At 37.2% G+C, this 17,489-nt stretch carries 14 protein-coding genes; 6 read left to right on the forward strand and 8 right to left on the reverse strand.

From position 1 onward, the window contains the following. Positions 1 to 26 precede the first annotated feature (26 nt). Positions 27 to 2,486 carry a prolyl oligopeptidase family serine peptidase gene (locus tag J0871_RS08050; RefSeq protein WP_208224741.1) on the reverse strand — a complete coding sequence of 820 codons (2,460 nt, stop codon included), beginning with the start codon at positions 2,484 to 2,486 and terminating at the stop codon, positions 27 to 29. A gap of 139 nt (positions 2,487 to 2,625) precedes the next feature. Here J0871_RS08050 and J0871_RS08055 point away from each other — a divergent pair, with 139 nt between their 5' ends. Beyond that, positions 2,626 to 3,636 carry a beta-ketoacyl-ACP synthase III gene (locus J0871_RS08055; protein WP_208224743.1) on the forward strand — a complete coding sequence of 337 codons (1,011 nt, stop codon included), beginning with the start codon at positions 2,626 to 2,628 and terminating at the stop codon, positions 3,634 to 3,636. A gap of 98 nt (positions 3,637 to 3,734) precedes the next feature. Here J0871_RS08055 and J0871_RS08060 read toward each other — a convergent pair whose 3' ends face one another. The 3 genes from J0871_RS08060 to J0871_RS08070 all read right to left on the reverse strand — a co-directional run bounded on the left by J0871_RS08060 (position 3,735) and on the right by J0871_RS08070 (position 4,973). Next, complete coding sequence (locus tag J0871_RS08060; RefSeq protein WP_075326030.1) at positions 3,735 to 3,929, reverse strand: hypothetical protein; 195 nt, start codon at positions 3,927 to 3,929, stop codon at positions 3,735 to 3,737. After that, positions 3,922 to 4,167 carry a DUF2007 domain-containing protein gene (locus J0871_RS08065; protein WP_075326031.1) on the reverse strand — a complete coding sequence of 82 codons (246 nt, stop codon included), beginning with the start codon at positions 4,165 to 4,167 and terminating at the stop codon, positions 3,922 to 3,924. Before J0871_RS08065 ends, J0871_RS08060 begins: the two co-directional genes overlap by 8 nt. 77 nt (positions 4,168 to 4,244) lie before the next feature. Further along, positions 4,245 to 4,973: a hypothetical protein gene (locus tag J0871_RS08070; protein ID WP_208224746.1), complete on the reverse strand. Its 729-nt coding sequence runs from the start codon at positions 4,971 to 4,973 to the stop codon at positions 4,245 to 4,247. Between the two features lie 278 nt (positions 4,974 to 5,251). On the opposite strand from J0871_RS08070, the gene J0871_RS08075 reads away from it, so the two are divergent. Together J0871_RS08075 and J0871_RS08080 are read left to right on the forward strand one after the other, a co-directional pair. After that, positions 5,252 to 5,749 carry a fasciclin domain-containing protein gene (locus tag J0871_RS08075; protein WP_243870440.1) on the forward strand — a complete coding sequence of 166 codons (498 nt, stop codon included), beginning with the start codon at positions 5,252 to 5,254 and terminating at the stop codon, positions 5,747 to 5,749. A 130-nt stretch (positions 5,750 to 5,879) separates the two neighbouring features. Beyond that, the gene (locus J0871_RS08080) at positions 5,880 to 6,464 is read left to right on the forward strand and encodes a DUF4136 domain-containing protein (RefSeq protein WP_208224750.1); all 585 of its coding nucleotides are present in this window, start codon (positions 5,880 to 5,882) and stop codon (positions 6,462 to 6,464) included. A gap of 160 nt (positions 6,465 to 6,624) precedes the next feature. Here J0871_RS08080 and pheT read toward each other — a convergent pair whose 3' ends face one another. Both pheT and recG read right to left on the reverse strand, forming a co-directional pair. After that, positions 6,625 to 9,051 carry a phenylalanine--tRNA ligase subunit beta gene (gene pheT, locus J0871_RS08085; RefSeq protein ID WP_208224752.1) on the reverse strand — a complete coding sequence of 809 codons (2,427 nt, stop codon included), beginning with the start codon at positions 9,049 to 9,051 and terminating at the stop codon, positions 6,625 to 6,627. 139 nt (positions 9,052 to 9,190) lie between these two features. After that, on the reverse strand, positions 9,191 to 11,290 hold the full coding sequence (recG, locus tag J0871_RS08090; protein ID WP_208224753.1) for an ATP-dependent DNA helicase RecG: 2,100 nt from the start codon (positions 11,288 to 11,290) through the stop codon (positions 9,191 to 9,193). Positions 11,291 to 11,409: 119 nt separating this feature from the next. On the opposite strand from recG, the gene J0871_RS08095 reads away from it, so the two are divergent. From J0871_RS08095 to J0871_RS08105, 3 genes are read left to right on the forward strand one after another with little or no spacing between them, the layout of a single operon-like run. Further along, entirely contained in the window at positions 11,410 to 13,527 is a 2,118-nt protein-coding gene (locus tag J0871_RS08095) for a M1 family metallopeptidase (protein ID WP_208224755.1), read from the forward strand. Next, positions 13,527 to 14,429 (forward strand): patatin-like phospholipase family protein, encoded by a 903-nt coding sequence (locus J0871_RS08100; RefSeq protein ID WP_208224756.1) that lies wholly within the window; start codon positions 13,527 to 13,529, stop codon positions 14,427 to 14,429. Before J0871_RS08095 ends, J0871_RS08100 begins: the two co-directional genes overlap by 1 nt. Then, complete coding sequence (locus J0871_RS08105; RefSeq protein ID WP_208224757.1) at positions 14,429 to 15,352, forward strand: patatin-like phospholipase family protein; 924 nt, start codon at positions 14,429 to 14,431, stop codon at positions 15,350 to 15,352. The genes J0871_RS08100 and J0871_RS08105 overlap by 1 nt, the downstream gene beginning before the upstream one ends. Here J0871_RS08105 and J0871_RS08110 read toward each other — a convergent pair. Next, positions 15,349 to 15,870: a hypothetical protein gene (locus tag J0871_RS08110; protein ID WP_208224758.1), complete on the reverse strand. Its 522-nt coding sequence runs from the start codon at positions 15,868 to 15,870 to the stop codon at positions 15,349 to 15,351. The two genes, J0871_RS08105 and J0871_RS08110, sit on opposite strands and share 4 nt — an antisense overlap. Continuing rightward, complete coding sequence (locus J0871_RS08115; RefSeq protein ID WP_208224759.1) at positions 15,867 to 17,489, reverse strand: FMN-binding glutamate synthase family protein; 1,623 nt, start codon at positions 17,487 to 17,489, stop codon at positions 15,867 to 15,869. The genes J0871_RS08110 and J0871_RS08115 overlap by 4 nt, the downstream gene beginning before the upstream one ends.

Consider the following 17,489-nt stretch of genomic DNA (forward strand, 5'->3'; position numbering starts at 1 on the left):
TAAAAGGTTGGCTAAAATTTAGAATTTTAGTCTTTTAATTCTGCCGAAGCTTCAATATTTCCAGATTTTTCTCTGTTTTTCACATATTTCTCTAACCATTGGTCTTGTTCCCAAAGCACGTGCAAAACAGATTCTTTTGCGCTATAGCCGTGGCTTTCTTTTGGTAGCATCACCAGGCGGGCTGTTGCTCCCAGCCCTTTTAACGCATTAAAATAACGTTCACTTTGCATAGGGTAAGTACCCGAATTATTATCGGCCTCGCCGTGAATTAATAGTAGTGGAGTCTTCATTTTATCGGCGTGCATAAAAGGAGACATATTATAGTAAACTTCTGGTGCTTCCCAGTAGTTTCTTTCTTCACTTTGGAAACCAAATGGAGTTAGCGTTCTATTATAAGCACCACTTCTGGCAATTCCCGCTGCAAAAAGATTGGAGTGTGATAACAGGTTTGCCGTCATAAATGCACCATAACTGTGGCCACCCACGGCAACACGATCACGATCTACATAACCTTTTTCTGCAACGGCATCTATTGCAGCCTTTCCATTTGCCACTAATTGTTCTCTAAAACTATCGTTTGGTTGTTCATCACCTTCGCCAATAATTGGGAAAGACGCATCATCTAATACCACATAACCTCGATTTACCCAGTAGATTGGCGATCCATAATAAGGATAAGTGAAATCGTTGGCGTTAGAAGTATTCTGTGAAGCTGAATTTTTATCCTTGTATTCTCTTGGGTAAGCCCAAACAATCATAGGGTGTTCTTCGGGGTTTTCTTTATCAAAACCTGCCGGAAGATAAAGCGTTCCGTTTAATTCCAGGCCATCTTCGCGCTCGTACGTAATCACTTCTTTACTAACGTTCTCAAGACTTTTAAAAGGATTTTTAAAAGAAGTGATTTGTGTTAAGTCTTCTTTATCGTCTATATCCCTAATGTAATAATTAGGATATTCGGTAGCCGATTCTATTCTTACCAGGATTTCCCCATCTTCAATATCTAATGCTTCTACAAGAGTTTCTTTTTTATCGTTGTATTCAGATTGGTATAAACGTTCAGTTTCACCATTTTCCAGATCTATTTTATCGGCAAATGGAAACTGGCCTTCTTCACTATAACCTGCGCCAAGTAAAAAAGCATCTTCTCCGTCTAATTTTAATACATTTTGTCCAAATTCATTTTTAGTGGTTACAAATCTCCCTGGATCGCTATATCTATCCTGGTAATTTCTGTCAAAAATAACTTCAGGTTCTTCTGACGCATCAGATGGATTAAATACATACGTTCTGGTATTTCTTGTATTCCACCAGTAATCATCAGCAAGAGCAATTTCATCATTTCCCCATGTAATTCCAGAAAAACGATCTTTTGTTTTTAAAATAGATTTTCCTTCACCTTTAAACGGAGCTTCCAAAACAAAAACCTCATCTCTATAATCTACTTCTACCTCAGGATCACCTTCATCCAAAGCTTTTACGTAAACCAGGCTTGCCGGTTTGTCGTTTCTCCATTGCACGCTTCTTCTCCCGGTTTGAGTAGACATAAAACCTTGCGGAAGATCTTCTAATAGCGGTTCGTCGTTTACCTGGTTTACCAATTCTCCAGAAACTTTATAAATATTAGTTTCTGAAGGGAATCTATAATAAGGTACCAGGTAGGAAAAGGGTTTTTTGATATGATTAACCATCACATATTCTCCATTGGGAGAAAACGAAACGCTGCTATACATTTTAGCATCCATCCACTTTTCTGAAGTACCGTCTAAATTAATTTTCACCAATTCTGAACGCGCTAATTGTTCAAAATTATATTCATCATTAGGATTTTTAAGTAAATCCTGGTAAGTACGGTTCTGAGCTTCTTTGCCGTCACTCACAGAAATTGTTGGTCCGGTTGGAACTGCGGTTTCGGGATCAATTAAATCTTTACGATCCTCTGGGAGCATTTTTACTAAAACAGACGAGTTGTCTTTAAACCAGTTAATAACATCACGCATATTTGCGTTTAGGTTTGCATCGGTTAATTTTCTCGCTTGTGCATTATGAATGTCCAATACCCAAAGTTCTACGCCGGTATTTGTAGTATGGGTAAAAGCGATCTTAGATTCGTCTGGAGACCAGCTAAAATTTGATAACCTGGGATTTTCAGGCAGGCCTTGTACCTGGGTTGGCGTTTCGGCTTCAATTTCTTTTACTTCAAGATTGTTATAATAAGTTGCACGGCTGCTAATATTAGTTACAGGGTTAATTCTTAATCCGCCCAGTCTCAATTCTTCTTCGCTTAATTCAGCAATAGATTTATATTGGTCGCGATATAAAAAGATCATCATTTCCCCATCACTATCTAAAATTGTAGAAGGCGCCAGGGGTACATCTACCAAATCCAGGATCTCCTGTGGCGGTTTCTGGTAAGTTAAATTTTCCTGGGCAAAAAGCGTGGGCAAACTTAGCAATAGGCTAAAAATGCTTAAAATAATTTTTCTCATAAATTTGTGGTTTTAGGAAATGAAAATAAAAATGCGTCATAATCGCAGTCATGCTAATCTTTAGTATATTGCGGACCCATTTTTTATTAAATGCTTAAATTTAAATTCAATAAGGTCTAAATATACTAAACAATAAAATATGTATCAATCTAAAATAGCCGGAGTTGGGAGTTACGTGCCAGAAAATGTTGTTACTAATGATGATTTGGCTAAAAGAATGGATACCAACGATGAATGGATCCAGGAAAGAACGGGTATCAAAGAACGCCGACATATTAAAAAAGGCGATGGTAATAGTACCGCTAAAATGGGCGTAAAAGCCGCTAAAATTGCTATTAAATGTGCTAAAATAGATAAAGACGATATAGACCTAATCGTTTTTGCAACCCTAAGTCCAGATTATTATTTTCCTGGTTGCGGGGTGCAGGTTCAGGAAATGTTAGATATAAAAACCTGTCCGGCATTAGATGTTAGAAACCAATGCAGCGGATTCATCTATGCGCTTTCTACAGCCGACCAATTTATTAAAACCGGAATGTATAAAAACGTTTTGGTTATTGGAAGTGAAAACCATAGCGGGGGACTCGATTTTACCACACGTGGCCGGTCTGTTTCAGTGATTTTTGGAGATGGAGCAGGAGCAGTGGTTCTAACCCGAAGCGACCATAATGGAGAGGGAATACTTTCTACACACTTACATTCTGAAGGAAAACACGCTTTAGAACTTTCTTTAAAAGGCCCAAGTACAGAGCACTGGGTTCCTGAAATTATTGCTGAAAACCCACAGGGAGACGATATTCCTTATTATCCATATATGAATGGGCAATTTGTTTTTAAAAATGCCATTCAGCGTTTTTCTGACGTTATTATGGAAGGTTTAAAAGCGAACGGACTTGAAGTGAAAGATATTGATATGTTAATTCCGCACCAGGCAAATTTGCGTATTTCACAATATGTTCAGCAAAAATTTAAATTGAGTGACGACCAGGTGCACAATAATATTCAAAAGTATGGGAACACTACTGCGGCTTCTATTCCTATTGCTTTATGCGAAGCCTGGGAACAGGGCAAAATTAAAAATGAAGATATAGTGGTTCTTGCAGCTTTTGGTAGCGGATTTACCTGGGCAAGTGCTGTAATTAGCTGGTAAGAATATTAATTACTAAGATTAAAAAAGGTTATTTCGTTGCGCGAAATAACCTTTTTTATTTTCTAAATTCTTATAGAAATTTCTTCTGAAAAATTGATTCAAACTTTCCTGAAATATCTAAATAGATCGTAAAGTCCAAAAACTATAAAACCAACCGCGAGTACCGAGCCAAAATTATCGGTTTCTTCTGCAGATAGGTGTGAATAGAGTCTATAAACTCCATAAACCAGGAATAGAATTCCCAGTATTAAATACCATTTATTGCGTCTTCCTCCTTCGTTGAGGTTACTCATCTGTATAATCTTTTGGGAAGGTGGTTTTAGCTATTTTCAAGGCTTCATCGTAATGATTTTTAACCACAAAAAGTTGCACCTGTCCTCGTAGGCCGCCGCCAAATCCGGCTCGTAATCCTGAATCAAAATCGTTTCTAACCCGGGAAGAAATATTGGCTTTATCAAATAATTCCTGCAAATATTGCACATTGGGTTCCGAACCCGTATATACTCTTTCGTAAGATTCGTCTAAACTCATAATTAATAGTTTTTAGTCCTATCTAAAATACAAATAACAATATAGCTTAATGTGTATTTTATACTGAGTTTAACGTTCTATGAGTTATAATATTTACTTCGCCAAATAGCCGAACTAAAATTCTTTCCTTTTTTGAAGCCATAGAAAATTGAAAGTCCTGCCACCCATTTAAAAACAAAGAAAAAGATCAAAAAAAACTGGGTAGTGGTTTGCTGTGGTGAGAAAAGTCCGTCGGGAATTAAAAGTGCAATTATAAAACTTAGCACAAGTAAGAAGCCAACAAAATTCTCAAGATGTCTAAACGGCCACATTAATAATTTTCTCAATGGATGTAGGTCATTGCCCCATTTATGTATTAGGTAAAAATAATCGTTCCCCATGGGAGCGAAAAGTAAGGGATCGTCAGCATTTTCCAGTTTAAAAAGTTTAGATGGTGCAACTATTTTAAAACCTTTCAGGGTAATTTGTTGTTCCTTTTCTATAGCCTTAATCCTGCTCAGGGCTTCATAAGGAATTTTACCTTTAAAATAACTGCTGTCTAAGAAGCGTAGACGATAATCAATACATAGTTTTTCAATATCTGAGAGATGAAAAATTCTAGAGCTTTCTAATAAATCAAGACTAAAATGATTATTTCCAGAATTTCCACCTTGAATTTCTTTTAGAATAGTATCGTCCTTAGTGGTTTCCTGTTCAAAGATTTCCTGGACCTGTTGCAGAATATTTTCAGAAGAAACTCTTTGTTTTCGGGATTTATATAATTGCTCTTCCAGATTAGTGCGGCGCAAGCCTAACTTCAACTTCATTTTCTTTTTCTTTAGCATCTATCACTAAATTAAGTAATTAAGATGATTCATGCAATCCATTTTTTTAACCGAATGCATGTTAAACCTTTCATAATTGGTTAAATTTAAAAACTGTTTAACTAAAATAGAATTAAATTAGACAAAAATTAGATAAGTAGGTTATTCTGTATAAATATTCGCAGAACAGATTTTATCTAATAAAACACTTAAAAATTATTGTTATGAGAAAATTAAAACACTTAGGAATTCTTTGTTTCCTATTTATTGGTGGGACTTTAATGGCCCAAAACGGAGCTACAATGGTTGGTGGTGCAGAAATGTATCCCAGCAAGAATATTGTGGAAAATGCTTCACAATCTAAAGATCATACAACTTTGGTAGCAGCAGTAAAAGCTGCCGGTTTGGTAGAGACTTTACAGGGCGATGGTCCTTTTACCGTATTTGCTCCCACTAATGCGGCATTTGAAAAGTTACCTTCTGGAACCGTGGAAACTTTACTAAAGCCAGAGAATAAGGCTAAACTACAAGCAGTACTTACATACCACGTAATAGCTGGTAATTTTAGTGCTAACGATGTGGTAGCGGCAATTAAAGAGGCTGACGGAAAAGCCACTTTTGAAACGGTAAGCGGTGCAAAACTTTATGCTATGATGGAAGATGGTAAAGTGAAACTTAAAGATGCTTCAGGGAATGTTGCAACGGTAACTATTGCAAATGTAAACCAATCTAACGGGGTTATTCACGTAATTGATACTGTAGTATTACCGGGGAAATAAATTGCTAATTGAAAAAGAAAACTTAAGAGCGGCCTAAATGGCCGCTTTTGTTTGTTAATTAAATATCAATTAGGAAAGATCCTTTTTTTAATTATAAAGTAAAACTTATTTTCATTTAAAATTGAAACCTATGAAGAAATTGAAACTTTTTATTACCACAATTATGGCGGCTGCTTTTTTGATGTCTTGCGGCTCTGGAAGCAATATTTCTAAAGATTCTGCCAGAAAATTAAAAAATTACGATACCTATTCTTATTTGCCAAATCAGGACACTATTTTGAATCGGGATTATAATAATAACCGTGTACACGAGGTGATTATCTCTACCATAAACAATAATATGTCTAGCGAAGATTTTGCAATAGATAATCGTCAACCCGATGTGTTAGTCTATGTGCACACTATGTTTGATGAAAAGGTAGATGTAAATGCGAATCCTGTGTATACAAATTTCTCATATTATCGTCCGGGACTTTATATAGGGCCATATTATGAAGATTATACCTACGAGAATTATTTTACGATTCAGCGTATTGGGGCCGATGGTGCCATTAAACAAATACCTTATAAAGAAAAATCTATTGTTATAGATTTTATAGACCGCAGAACCAATCAAATCTTATGGCGTGGAACCGCCGATGAGGAAATTGGGTCAAGAAGATTAGAAAGAGATCTAAGAAATTATGTAGATGAAATCTTTAAAAAGTTTCCATAGTTTTTCTTAGCTAAAAATAAAAATTGGCTGTTTAAATGCTCCTAACGTCACTCTGAACTTGTTTCAGAGTCTAGGCTAAATTGAAACTTAATTCAAGTTAGAACCTGAAATAAATTCAGGTTGACGTAAGATGGAAATTTAAACAGCCAATTTTATATAATTACCTCAACTCAGCCTGAAGTTCTTCTTCAAATCTTTGCTGAAGTTTTTTCATCATTTTATCTACCTGCTTATCGGTTAGAGTTTTGTGTTCATCCTGAAATTTAAAACTCACAGCGTAACTTTTCTTGCCTTCGGGAAGATTCTTTCCCTGGTAAACATCAAAAAGATCAATTTCTTTTAAGAGTTTTTTCTCTGTTTTTAAAGCTATTTCTTCAATTTGATCGTAAGAAATATTATTATTCAGCAATAAGGCAAAATCACGTCTTACGGCCGGATATTTAGGAATTGCGCTAAAATTAGTTTTCCTGGATTTTACAACGTCCAGTAAAGCATCCCAGTTGATATCGGCATAAAGTACTTCCTGCTCAATATCAAAATGCTTTAAAACCTTTTTGCGAATCACTCCAAAAGAAACCAAATTATTTTTTGCTGAAGAAAATATAAGTCCTTCAGAAAACACGTCAGATTTTACTGCGGAAGGCTTTAAATTTTCAATTCCAAATCTTTGAAAAATTGACTGAATTACTCCTTTCAATAAAAAGAAATCTGTTCTGGCAGAAACTGAATTCCAACGTTCGGCATTTCGGTTTCCGCTAATAAAAATGGAGAGGTGTTTGTTTTCTACACGGCTACCATTAAAATCGTGATACGTTTTCCCGAATTCAAATAATTTAAGATCACTGCGTTTCCTGTTAATATTATAACTCACAGATTCTAAACCGGAATACAGCATAGATTGTCTCAAAACCGATAAATCCTGACTCAACGGATTTAGCATTTTTACATTTTGAGATTCTTTAATTTGCTCACTTAATTCTGAATAAGTCGGTGTGGTTAAAGAATTGGCCATGGTCTCGTAAAAACCCTGTCCCACCAATTGGTTCGCAATTATATTTTGAAGTTTATAATCCTCGTATTTAGAAGAATTAGCAACTGAGGCATTTAGTTTTTCGCCAAACTTTATATTGTTATAGCCATAAACCCTTAAAATCTCCTCAATCACATCAGCTTCCCGTTGCACGTCTACACGATAAGAAGGAATGGTAAGTCCCATCCCGGTTTCGGTAACATTATTTACCCTTATTTCAAGTGATGCCAGGATAGATTTTATAGTTTCTTCTTCAAGATTTTCCCCAATTAATTTATTCACTTTATCAAAGGTTAAGAAAACCTGGAAATCTTCAATTTTCTTAGGATAAAGATCATCAATATCACTGGTTACTTCACCGCCGGCGATTTCTGTAATTAGAAGAGCAGCGCGTTTTAAAGCATATTCAGTAATATTAGGATCAATTCCCCGTTCAAATCTAAAAGAAGCATCGGTATTTAAACCGTGTCTTTTTGCAGTTTTTCTAACGCTCACCGGGTTAAAATAGGCGCTTTCTAAAAAGATTTGTGTGGTAGCCTGGGTTACTCCGCTGGTAGCACCACCAAAAACTCCTGCAATACAAAGCGGTTTTTCGGCATCACAAATCATAAGATCTTCTTCGTGAAGGTCTCTTTCTACCTCATCTAAAGTGGTAAATTTTGTTCCTTTTTCTAATGTTTTTACATTGATTTCGTTACCGGCAATTTTTGCAGCATCAAATGCATGTAGCGGTTGCCCAAGCTCGTGCATCACGTAATTGGTAGCATCTACCACGTTGTTTTTAGGGCTAAGACCTATTGCCTTTAACCTATTCTGAAGCCATTTTGGAGATTCTTCTACTTTAAGCCCCGATATAGTAACGCCGCAATATCTTGGTGCCAGCGCGGAATCTTCTACCTGTATCTGTACTTTTAAACTTCTGTTGTCTACATGAAAACTACTAACTGAAGGGGTGATAAGCTCTAAATTCCTGCCTTGTTGGGTGTAACCGGCTTTTAAATCTCTGGCCACGCCCCAGTGGCTCATAGCATCGGCACGGTTTGGAGTAAGACCAATTTCAAAAACCTGGTCATTTTCAACATCAAAAATTTCGGCTACTGGAGTTCCTGGAATTAGGTCGTCTTGCATTACCATAATTCCTTCATGGCTTTGTCCCAGGCCAAGTTCTTTTTCAGAACAAATCATCCCGTAACTGGCTTCACCTCTAATTTTACCTTTCTTAATTGGCCAGGCTTCACCTTTTTCATCATAGAGAGTTGTACCAATAGTCGCTACAGGAACTTTTTGCCCAGCAGCAATATTTGGTGCACCGCAAACAATTTGTACCTGCTCGCCATTTCCAAGATCTACGTTAGTAAGTTGTAGCTTATCGGCATTTGGATGACTTTTACATTCCAGCACGTGGCCCACAACAATACCTTCAAGACCACCTTTAATGCTTTGAAAAGACTGTAGTCCTTCTACTTCGAGGCCAAGATCGGTGAGTAATTCTCCCGTTTTCTCCGGATCTTCGGGAAGTTTAATAAATTGTTTAAGCCAGTTATATGAAATTTTCATGTCTCAATATTTTCAGTTGGCAAAGATAGTATTACGAATAGTTTTGGCATAATTTCAAATTTTAATTTTATGCCTTATTTTAAGAATTGTGAGAATTAAGAATGAGGAAGTAGATTCATCATTTTTTAAAACCTTAAGTCTAACTAATATAATTCCAGATATTTTTATGTTTTGCCACCTGCGCGTAAGTAAAACGAAGCACTTTATTCTTTTCCATAGAGAGGTTAGGATCCTCTTTTAAAATCTTCATAGCGTGATAACGAGCCGATTTTAATATCTGGTTGTCTTTTACAATATCAGCGATTTTCAGGTTTAAAACGCCACTTTGCTGCGTGCCCATAATATCGCCGGGGCCACGTAATTTTAGATCTACTTCAGCGATCTCGAAACCATCGTTGGTAGCGGTCATTGTTTCCAGCCTGGTTTTGCTATCATTAGATAATTTATGTCCTGTCATTAAAATACAGAAACTCTGCTCGGCACCACGGCCTACACGGCCTCTAAGTTGGTGAAGTTGAGAAAGGCCAAATCGCTCGGCACTTTCAATAATCATGACACTGGCATTTGGTATATTTACTCCAACTTCTATAACAGTAGTTGCCACCATAATTTGAGTTTCGCCTTTTACAAAACGCTCCATTTCATAGTCTTTGGCGTCAGATTTCATCTGGCCATGAACTATAGAAATTTGTTCATCTGCAAACTCGCGGGCAATACTTTCATAACCATCCATTAAATCTTTGTAATCCATTTTTTCCGATTCCTGGATTAATGGATAGACTACATAAACCTGCCGACCTTTTTTTATTTCATCTTTTATAAAAGCGAAAACTTTAAGTCGGTTGCTGTCGTAGCGATGTACGGTTTTGATGGGTTTTCTTCCCGGCGGTAATTCATCAATTACCGAAATATCCAGATCCCCATAGAGACTCATTGCTAAAGTTCTGGGAATTGGCGTTGCCGTCATCACTAAAATATGGGGTGGCACCTGGTTTTTGCGCCATAATTTGGCCCGTTGCGCCACGCCAAAACGATGTTGTTCATCTATAACTGCCAGCCCTAAATTTTTAAATTTCACTTTGTCTTCCAGCAATGCATGGGTGCCAATTAGGATATCTATTTCCCCATTTTCAAGCTTTTCGTGAATTTCGCGGCGGGCTTTAGTTTTAGAAGAACCGGTAAGTAAATAAATACTGGTGTCCAGGTTTTCGCAAAGTTCTACAAGACCGTTATAATGCTGAATTGCGAGAATTTCTGTAGGTGCCATTAAGCAGGCCTGGAAACCATTATCCAATGCAATAAACATAGACATCAAAGCAACAATGGTTTTTCCTGAACCCACATCACCTTGTAGCAAACGGTTCATTTGCGCACCGCTGCCAAGATCGGCGCGTATTTCTTTGATTACTCGTTTTTGCGCGCCGGTTAGTTCAAAAGGCAGATGATTGCTGTAGAATTCGCTGAAATTTTGCCCAATTTCTTCAAAAACAAAACCTTTTATTTTTTGCTTCTGAAGCATATTTTTAATCAGCAATTGCAACTGAATATAAAAGAGTTCCTCAAATTTTAATCGAAATTGTGCTTTAGCCAGCAGTTCCTGGCTCTGCGGAAAATGAATATTAAATACGGCTTCTGCCTTTGGGATCAGTTTTAATTCTGAAGTGATTTCTTCAGAAAGCGTATTGTAGAATTTTCCTTTGGTTTCAATAAAAAGCTGTTGCATCAGTTTATTGATAACCCGGTTGGTAATCCCCGATTTTGCCAGTTTTTCGGTAGAAGGATAAATAGGCTGCATCGCGGTACGCAGTTGTTTTTTATATTCCTCTACCGGTTCCATTTCTGGATGCGGCATACTAAAGAGCCCGTTAAACCAATTGGTTTTACCAAAAATAACATAAGGTGTATTGATCTTTAAATTCTCCCGAATCCATTTTTGGCCACGAAACCAAACCAGTTCCATTTTTCCGGTATCATCAATAAAATCGGCTACCAGGCGCTTTCCGCGTTTTTGTTCTACACTTCTTATATGGGTGATTTTGCCTACCACCTGAACTTCAGCCGAGTTTCTTTGCAACTCGTTTATTTTATAAAAACGGGTTTTGTCCAGGTAACGGTTTGGAAATAAATTTAATAGATCCTGGTAGGTGTGAATGCCAAGTTCCTTCCGCAGTAGATCGGCGCGGTTTGGACCTACCCCTTTTAGATAATCTATGGGTGTTTGCAAAATATTGGCGTTCATGCAAACGAAGATATTAAAATCAGGTTTTTTAGGCTGAATTTCGCTTAAAAATTAAACCTGAAATTTTCAGCGATTAAATTTATCCAGTTTTTGTAATTTGTGCCCTGTAGTTTTTTAGTATGAAATATTCATTTATCGCCCTCCTTTTTTGCTGTAGCTGGAACTTTTATAGCCAGGCTCCCATTGCAGATTCCCTTAATCAAGTTGAAAACATAGATTTTATAAAAGCTGATGCAGATGTCTTTGTAAATACTGTTAGCGAGGAGATTACGGGGGAGATAACTTATAGTTTTAATGTTTTAAAAAGCATCGATTCCTTTTATGTTGATGCGCGTAATATGAATTTTGATGAGGTTTTGCTGAACGGGGAACAAAAAAACTTCAGGAATTCCGGGGGACGTATTTGGATAGAAAATGAAATAAATCCATCAGAAAATAATTCTCTTCAACTTAAATATTCTGTAAGACCAAAAGAAGCGGTTTATTTTATTAACTGGAATATTGCCGATTCTATAAAGGCACAAAAACAAATATGGACGCAGGGACAGGGGAAATACACGTCTAATTGGTTGCCTTCTTTTGATGATCAGCGGGAAAAAGTAGAATTTGATATCACCTATCATTTTCCGAATGATTTAGAAGTGATGGCCAACGGAAAACTTTCTGGCACATCGGTTAGTGATTCTTTAAAAAGTTGGAATTTTGATATGCAACAGCCTATGAGCAGTTATTTACTGGCTTTTGCAGCGGCAAATTATGTTGTGGAAGAAAAGAAATCTGCTTCAGGGGTTTCTTTACAGTTTTATATGCCGGTTTCAGAAAAGAAAAATATGGAACCGACTTATAGGCACAGTAAAGAGATTTTCGACTTTCTCGAAACTGAAATTGGGGTAGCATATCCGTGGCAAAATTACAAGCAGGCACCGGTACGCGATTTTCTATATTCTGGAATGGAAAATACTACGGCTACTATTTTTGACCACGCTTTTATTACCGATTCGATAGGTTTTACAGACCGAAATTATGTGAGCGTCAATGCACACGAACTGGCCCACCAATGGTTTGGAAATTTGGTGACCGCTGAAACGAATAACGATCACTGGCTACACGAAGGATTTTCTACTTATTACGCGCTGCTGGCCGAACGTGAAATCTTTGGAGATGATTACTATTACTGGCAACTTTATGAATCTGGTGAAAAACTGAAAGAAATAAGCGATAGCGGAAAAGGTGAACCGGTTACCAAAGCTAGGGCAACATCCTTAACCTATTATCAAAAAGGAGCCTGGGTTTTGCATATTTTGCGTGAGCGAGTGGGAGATGGGGCGTTTAAAAAAGCGGTGAAAAATTATTTGGAACGCTACAAGTTTCAAACCGCTACTACAGAGAATTTTATTGCTGAGGTTGAAGCCGCTGGGAATGTTAGCCTATCCGATTTTATGGCAAAATGGTTAAACCAAGCCGCTTTTCAGGGTTTTGCAGCTTTAAATTCTTTGAAGAATTCAGAATTCATTCAAAATCATTTAAATATTCTGGCACTGCGAGAAACACCTATAGAAAAAAAGGAAGAACTTTTAAGTGCAGAACTCGATTTCCCGGTAAGCGATTATACCGGCCAGGAAGTGGTTTATCAATTAGAAGGTGAAACTTCTGCCAGAGCTATAAATCTTTACAAAAAAGCATTTGAAACAAACAATATTTACGTTCGCCAGGCTATTGCCACCAGTATGGAGAGAATTCCGCAGGAATTAAAATCAAAATTTGAATCTCTGCTCAAGGATGAATCCTATGTTACTAAAGAAGCCGCTCTACTTAAATTATGGATGAATTTTCCCCAAGAAGTTTCCACCTATTTAGATCAGACCAAGGGAATCGAAGGATTTACCAATAAAAATGTACGAATGCTCTGGCTTACCTTAAACCTGGTGACACCAAATTACGAACCTGAGAAACAACAGGAAACATATAATGAGCTTTCGGGTTATACCGCTACCCATTTTCCCATTGAAGTAAGGGAGAATGCTTTTGGCTATTTATACCAGATAAATAGTTTTACCAATCAAAACCTGCTGGACTTGATGCAGGGAACCCAGCACCCAACTTACAGGTTTAGAAATTATTCCAGGCAGTTATTAAATGAGCTGCTTAAAAACGAAGAATATCGTAAGAAATTCTTAGCTTTAAAGGATAGTCTTTCTCAAAAAGAACAGGATTATTTGCAAACAAAACTCAATTAATGAGGGCATTGGTAATATCGGGAGGAGGCAGTAAAGGCGCTTTTGCCGGTGGGGTAGCCCAGTATTTAATTGAAGAATTACAGCGCGATTACGAACTATATTTAGGAACTTCTACGGGGAGTTTACTTATTTCTCATCTTGCTTTAAATAAGTGTGAAAAAATAAAAAACATTTATACTACGGTAAATCAAAGTAGTATCTTTAGTAATCGCCCTTTTCTTATAAAAAGACGTCACGGCTACGATCAAATTAGCATAAATCACTTAAACGTACTTCTAAATTTTCTAAAAGGAAAAAAGACTTTTGGTGAAAGTAAAAACCTTAAAAAACTTATTGAAGCCACTTTAACCAAAGAAGAATTCTTAAGTTTACAAGCCGCGAAAAAGGATATTGTGGTAACGGTTTCTAATATTTCTTTAAATACGGTAGAATATAAATCTATTAAAGATTTTGAATACGAAGAGTTTTGCGAATGGATTTGGATTTCGTGTAATTACACGCCTTTTATGAGTTTAGTGTATAAAAATGGTTGCGAATATGCCGATGGTGGTTTGGGTACCATGGTGCCAATTGAAGAAGCAATAAAACGGGGCGCCACCCATATTGATGCGATTATTTTACAAACTGAAGCTACTTTTTATAATAGAATGGCCTCTAAAAATGTCTTTGGATTAATTACAAATTTGTTTCGGTTTATGTTAGATAGAATCGAGGCACAAAATATTAAAATAGGGAAATTTGCTGCTGCCAATAAAAATGTAACAATAAATTTTTACTACACGCCTACGGTATTAACTACCAATTCCCTTATTTTTGATGAAAAGCAAATGAAATCCTGGTGGAAAAGCGGTTATAAATTTGCCGAAGATAAAAGCGAGGAAATTAATCAAATTGAACCTTAATGCGTGCACTGGTAATATCTGGCGGGGGCAGTAAAGGCGCCTTCGCAGGAGGCGTTGCTCAATATTTAATTCAGGAGGAAGGCAAGAAATACGATTTATTTCTGGGCACTTCAACCGGGAGCTTGCTTATTCCGCACCTCGCGATGGGGAATATAGATAAGGTTTACGAGATTTACACGAATGTAAATCAGCGTAAAATTTTCAGCATAAATCCTTTTGTGGTGAAGCGCAAAGAAGGTAGGGAGTATGTGACTATTAATTACTTTAATATGTTCTGGCAATTTGTGCGGAAGAAAAGAACTTTTGGAGAAAGCCAGAACCTTAGAAAACATATTAAAAAGAATTTTTCTGAAGAAGATTTTGATAAGCTTAAAAATCAGGTAGAAGATGTGATTGTTACGGTTTCTAATTTATCTAAAAACCGCGTAGAATATAAGTCGATTAACGATTTTGCTTATGAAGATTTTTGTGACTGGATCTGGATAAGTTGTAATTATATTCCGTTTATGAGCCTTGCCAATAAAGACGGATTTGAATATGCCGATGGCGGACTTGGATGTGTGGTGCCTATTAGAGAAGCTATAAAACGAGGGGCTACTGAAGTGGATGCGATTATTCTTGAAGCCGAAAATATGGAGTATAATAAGGTTTTGGGGAAAAATCCGTTTTCTTTAATGATTAACCTTTTTGGGTTTTTACTGGACCAGGTAGAATACCACGATATTGTAGAAGGAAAACTAGCCGCTTTAAACAAAAAAGTAAAACTAAATACCTATTACACGCCTACAAAACTGACTGAAAACTCATTGGTTTTCAATAAAAAGTTAATGGGAGAATGGTGGCAGCAAGGTTACGATCACGCCAAAGAGAAGCATCTGCAATTTTTGGCTACCAAACGCAAAAGTTTCTTCGGATTGTTTTAAATAAAGCGTTTTACCTCGTTTTTTAGGTAAGCGATTGCAGCTTCAGTAGGAGATTGTTTTTCGATTAAATTTTTAAGAATTATTTCTCTTAATTTATCGGCATCAGTAACTCCTTCCTGTTGGTTAGCCTTTCTAATAATACCAATAGTAGCATTTTTAGCCGTTTTAATATAATCCCAACATTCAACCGAAAGATAGATTTGTTGCGCAAGGTTGTGCTCAAATTCCTGTTCAATAGTATTTATTAATGCCCGCTCATAAGCTTCTTTATCATTAGAATTCGGCTTTACCCTAAATAAAATTTTTCCGGGTGAAATTCTTTCCAAAAATAACGTCATCCTTTCATAAGCCTGCAACTTTAAAGGAAGCGCGGTTTTCTGGTTTTCTCTATGCAATAGAAAACGTCTTCTGTTTTCTTCATTTTTATTATATGAACTAAAAAAATAAAAGGCTACTACACCAACAATTAAAGCCGGCAAAATGGCTAAAAGTATTTGAGAAAGTTCTATCTGGTTCATTCGTTTTTATTATGGGGTGCGGTTTCTTCGGTTTCAGCTTCTTTGGTTGTCACTTCTTTTTGCTTCTGAATGCCACCCAGATGTGGGCTATCCATATGCATTTGAATACCGTCGAAAGGTACTTTTTCTTTATGATATCCAAAAGTGGTGGCCAGGGTTTTTGCCAGGTTCTTATCGCTTAAATTTATCTCTACATCGTCCATAGTAAATTGTGAAGGATGCTCGTAACCGCAGGCATGGGTAATCTCTAAAAGCTCTTTTCTAAACTTGGTAAAATAATAATTTACCCGCCGGGCCTTGTCTTTTACATTAATCCCCGCCTGCAACCATTTGTTCTGGGTAGCAACGCCAGTAGGGCAGGTGTTATTGTGGCAGGCTTGTGCCTGTATACATCCAATACTCATCATTGCTTCCCTGGCTACATTTATACAATCTGCGCCCAGGGCAAAGGCCATTGCAGCTTTTGCTGGAAAACCGAGTTTTCCACTTCCAATAAAGACAATTCTATCGGTAATTCCTTCATTTAAGAATATTTGGTAAACATCGGTAAATGCGTAAATCCAGGGTAATGAAACGTGATCGGCAAAACTTGGAGGCGCGGCCCCGGTTCCGCCTTCGCCACCATCAATAGTAATAAAATCGGGTCCTCGTTTGGTTTTTGCCATAAGAGCGGCAAGTTCTTCCCATTGATTTAACCTTCCCACGGCCGATTTAATCCCTACAGGAAGTCCGGTTGCTTCAGCGATATCTTCAATAAAATCTACTAGTTCTGGAATGTTACTAAAGGCTGAATGGTTTGGCGGGGAAAGTACATCCTTACCTATAGGCACGTGTCTAATTTCAGAAATTTCTTTAGTAATTTTTGAAGCGGGTAATACACCGCCTTTACCGGGTTTGGCACCTTGAGAAAGTTTAATTTCAATGGCGCGTATTTGAGGGTTTTCTTTTACGAGTGCCACCATTCTTTCCATAGAAAAGTTTCCATTTTCGTCCCGAACTCCAAAATATCCGGTTCCAAAATGAAAAACTACATCGGCCCCTTTCTTATGGTATTGCGAAAGTCCGCCTTCACCGGTGTTGTGATAAGCCCCGGCTTCCTTACAGCCAGCGTTTAAAGATTCTATGGCTCTGGCAGAAAGTGAACCAAAGCTCATAGCCGACACATTGATGATAGAGGCCGGTCTAAACGGGCGTTTTCTTTTATTAAATTCGCCCATTACTTTTGCGCAGGCAATAAAATTAGGGTCTATTGAATTAGGATGTTTTTCATCCAGTTTATAAGGAATCATGGCATTATTTATAAAAATATAATGCGTAGAAAAAATATCCTGATCGGTTCCAAAACCTTCATAATTGTTTTCATTTTTTGCTGAAGCATAAATCCAGCCTCGTTCTACCCGGTTAAAGGGTAATTCTTCCCGATTGCTGGCAACGATATATTGCCGCAGTTCCGGGCCAATTCCTTCCAGGAAATACCGCAAATGCCCTACCACAGGAAAATTGTGTTTTATGGTGTGCGCACGGCTAAAGAAGATATCTTTTATAGCAATTAAAACAATAGCGATAAGAATCCATCCCCACCAGGGAATACTTGCAAAAAAATCTAAAATACTTTCCAT

This window comes from Salegentibacter sp. BDJ18 (assembly GCF_017579965.1).
GTDB lineage: Bacteria > Bacteroidota > Bacteroidia > Flavobacteriales > Flavobacteriaceae > Salegentibacter.

Coding starts and splice junctions, on each gene's coding strand:
- J0871_RS08050 (WP_208224741.1), bottom strand. CDS start 2,486: ATGAGAAAAATTATTTTAAGCATTTTTAGCCTATTGCTAAGTTTGCCC.
- J0871_RS08055 (WP_208224743.1), top strand. CDS start 2,626: ATGTATCAATCTAAAATAGCCGGAGTTGGGAGTTACGTGCCAGAAAAT.
- J0871_RS08060 (WP_075326030.1), bottom strand. CDS start 3,929: ATGAGTAACCTCAACGAAGGAGGAAGACGCAATAAATGGTATTTAATA.
- J0871_RS08065 (WP_075326031.1), bottom strand. CDS start 4,167: ATGAGTTTAGACGAATCTTACGAAAGAGTATATACGGGTTCGGAACCC.
- J0871_RS08070 (WP_208224746.1), bottom strand. CDS start 4,973: ATGAAGTTGAAGTTAGGCTTGCGCCGCACTAATCTGGAAGAGCAATTA.
- J0871_RS08075 (WP_243870440.1), top strand. CDS start 5,252: ATGGCCCAAAACGGAGCTACAATGGTTGGTGGTGCAGAAATGTATCCC.
- J0871_RS08080 (WP_208224750.1), top strand. CDS start 5,880: ATGAAGAAATTGAAACTTTTTATTACCACAATTATGGCGGCTGCTTTT.
- pheT (WP_208224752.1), bottom strand. CDS start 9,051: ATGAAAATTTCATATAACTGGCTTAAACAATTTATTAAACTTCCCGAA.
- recG (WP_208224753.1), bottom strand. CDS start 11,290: ATGAACGCCAATATTTTGCAAACACCCATAGATTATCTAAAAGGGGTA.
- J0871_RS08095 (WP_208224755.1), top strand. CDS start 11,410: ATGAAATATTCATTTATCGCCCTCCTTTTTTGCTGTAGCTGGAACTTT.
- J0871_RS08100 (WP_208224756.1), top strand. CDS start 13,527: ATGAGGGCATTGGTAATATCGGGAGGAGGCAGTAAAGGCGCTTTTGCC.
- J0871_RS08105 (WP_208224757.1), top strand. CDS start 14,429: ATGCGTGCACTGGTAATATCTGGCGGGGGCAGTAAAGGCGCCTTCGCA.
- J0871_RS08110 (WP_208224758.1), bottom strand. CDS start 15,870: ATGAACCAGATAGAACTTTCTCAAATACTTTTAGCCATTTTGCCGGCT.
- J0871_RS08115 (WP_208224759.1), bottom strand. CDS start 17,489: ATGGAAAGTATTTTAGATTTTTTTGCAAGTATTCCCTGGTGGGGATGG.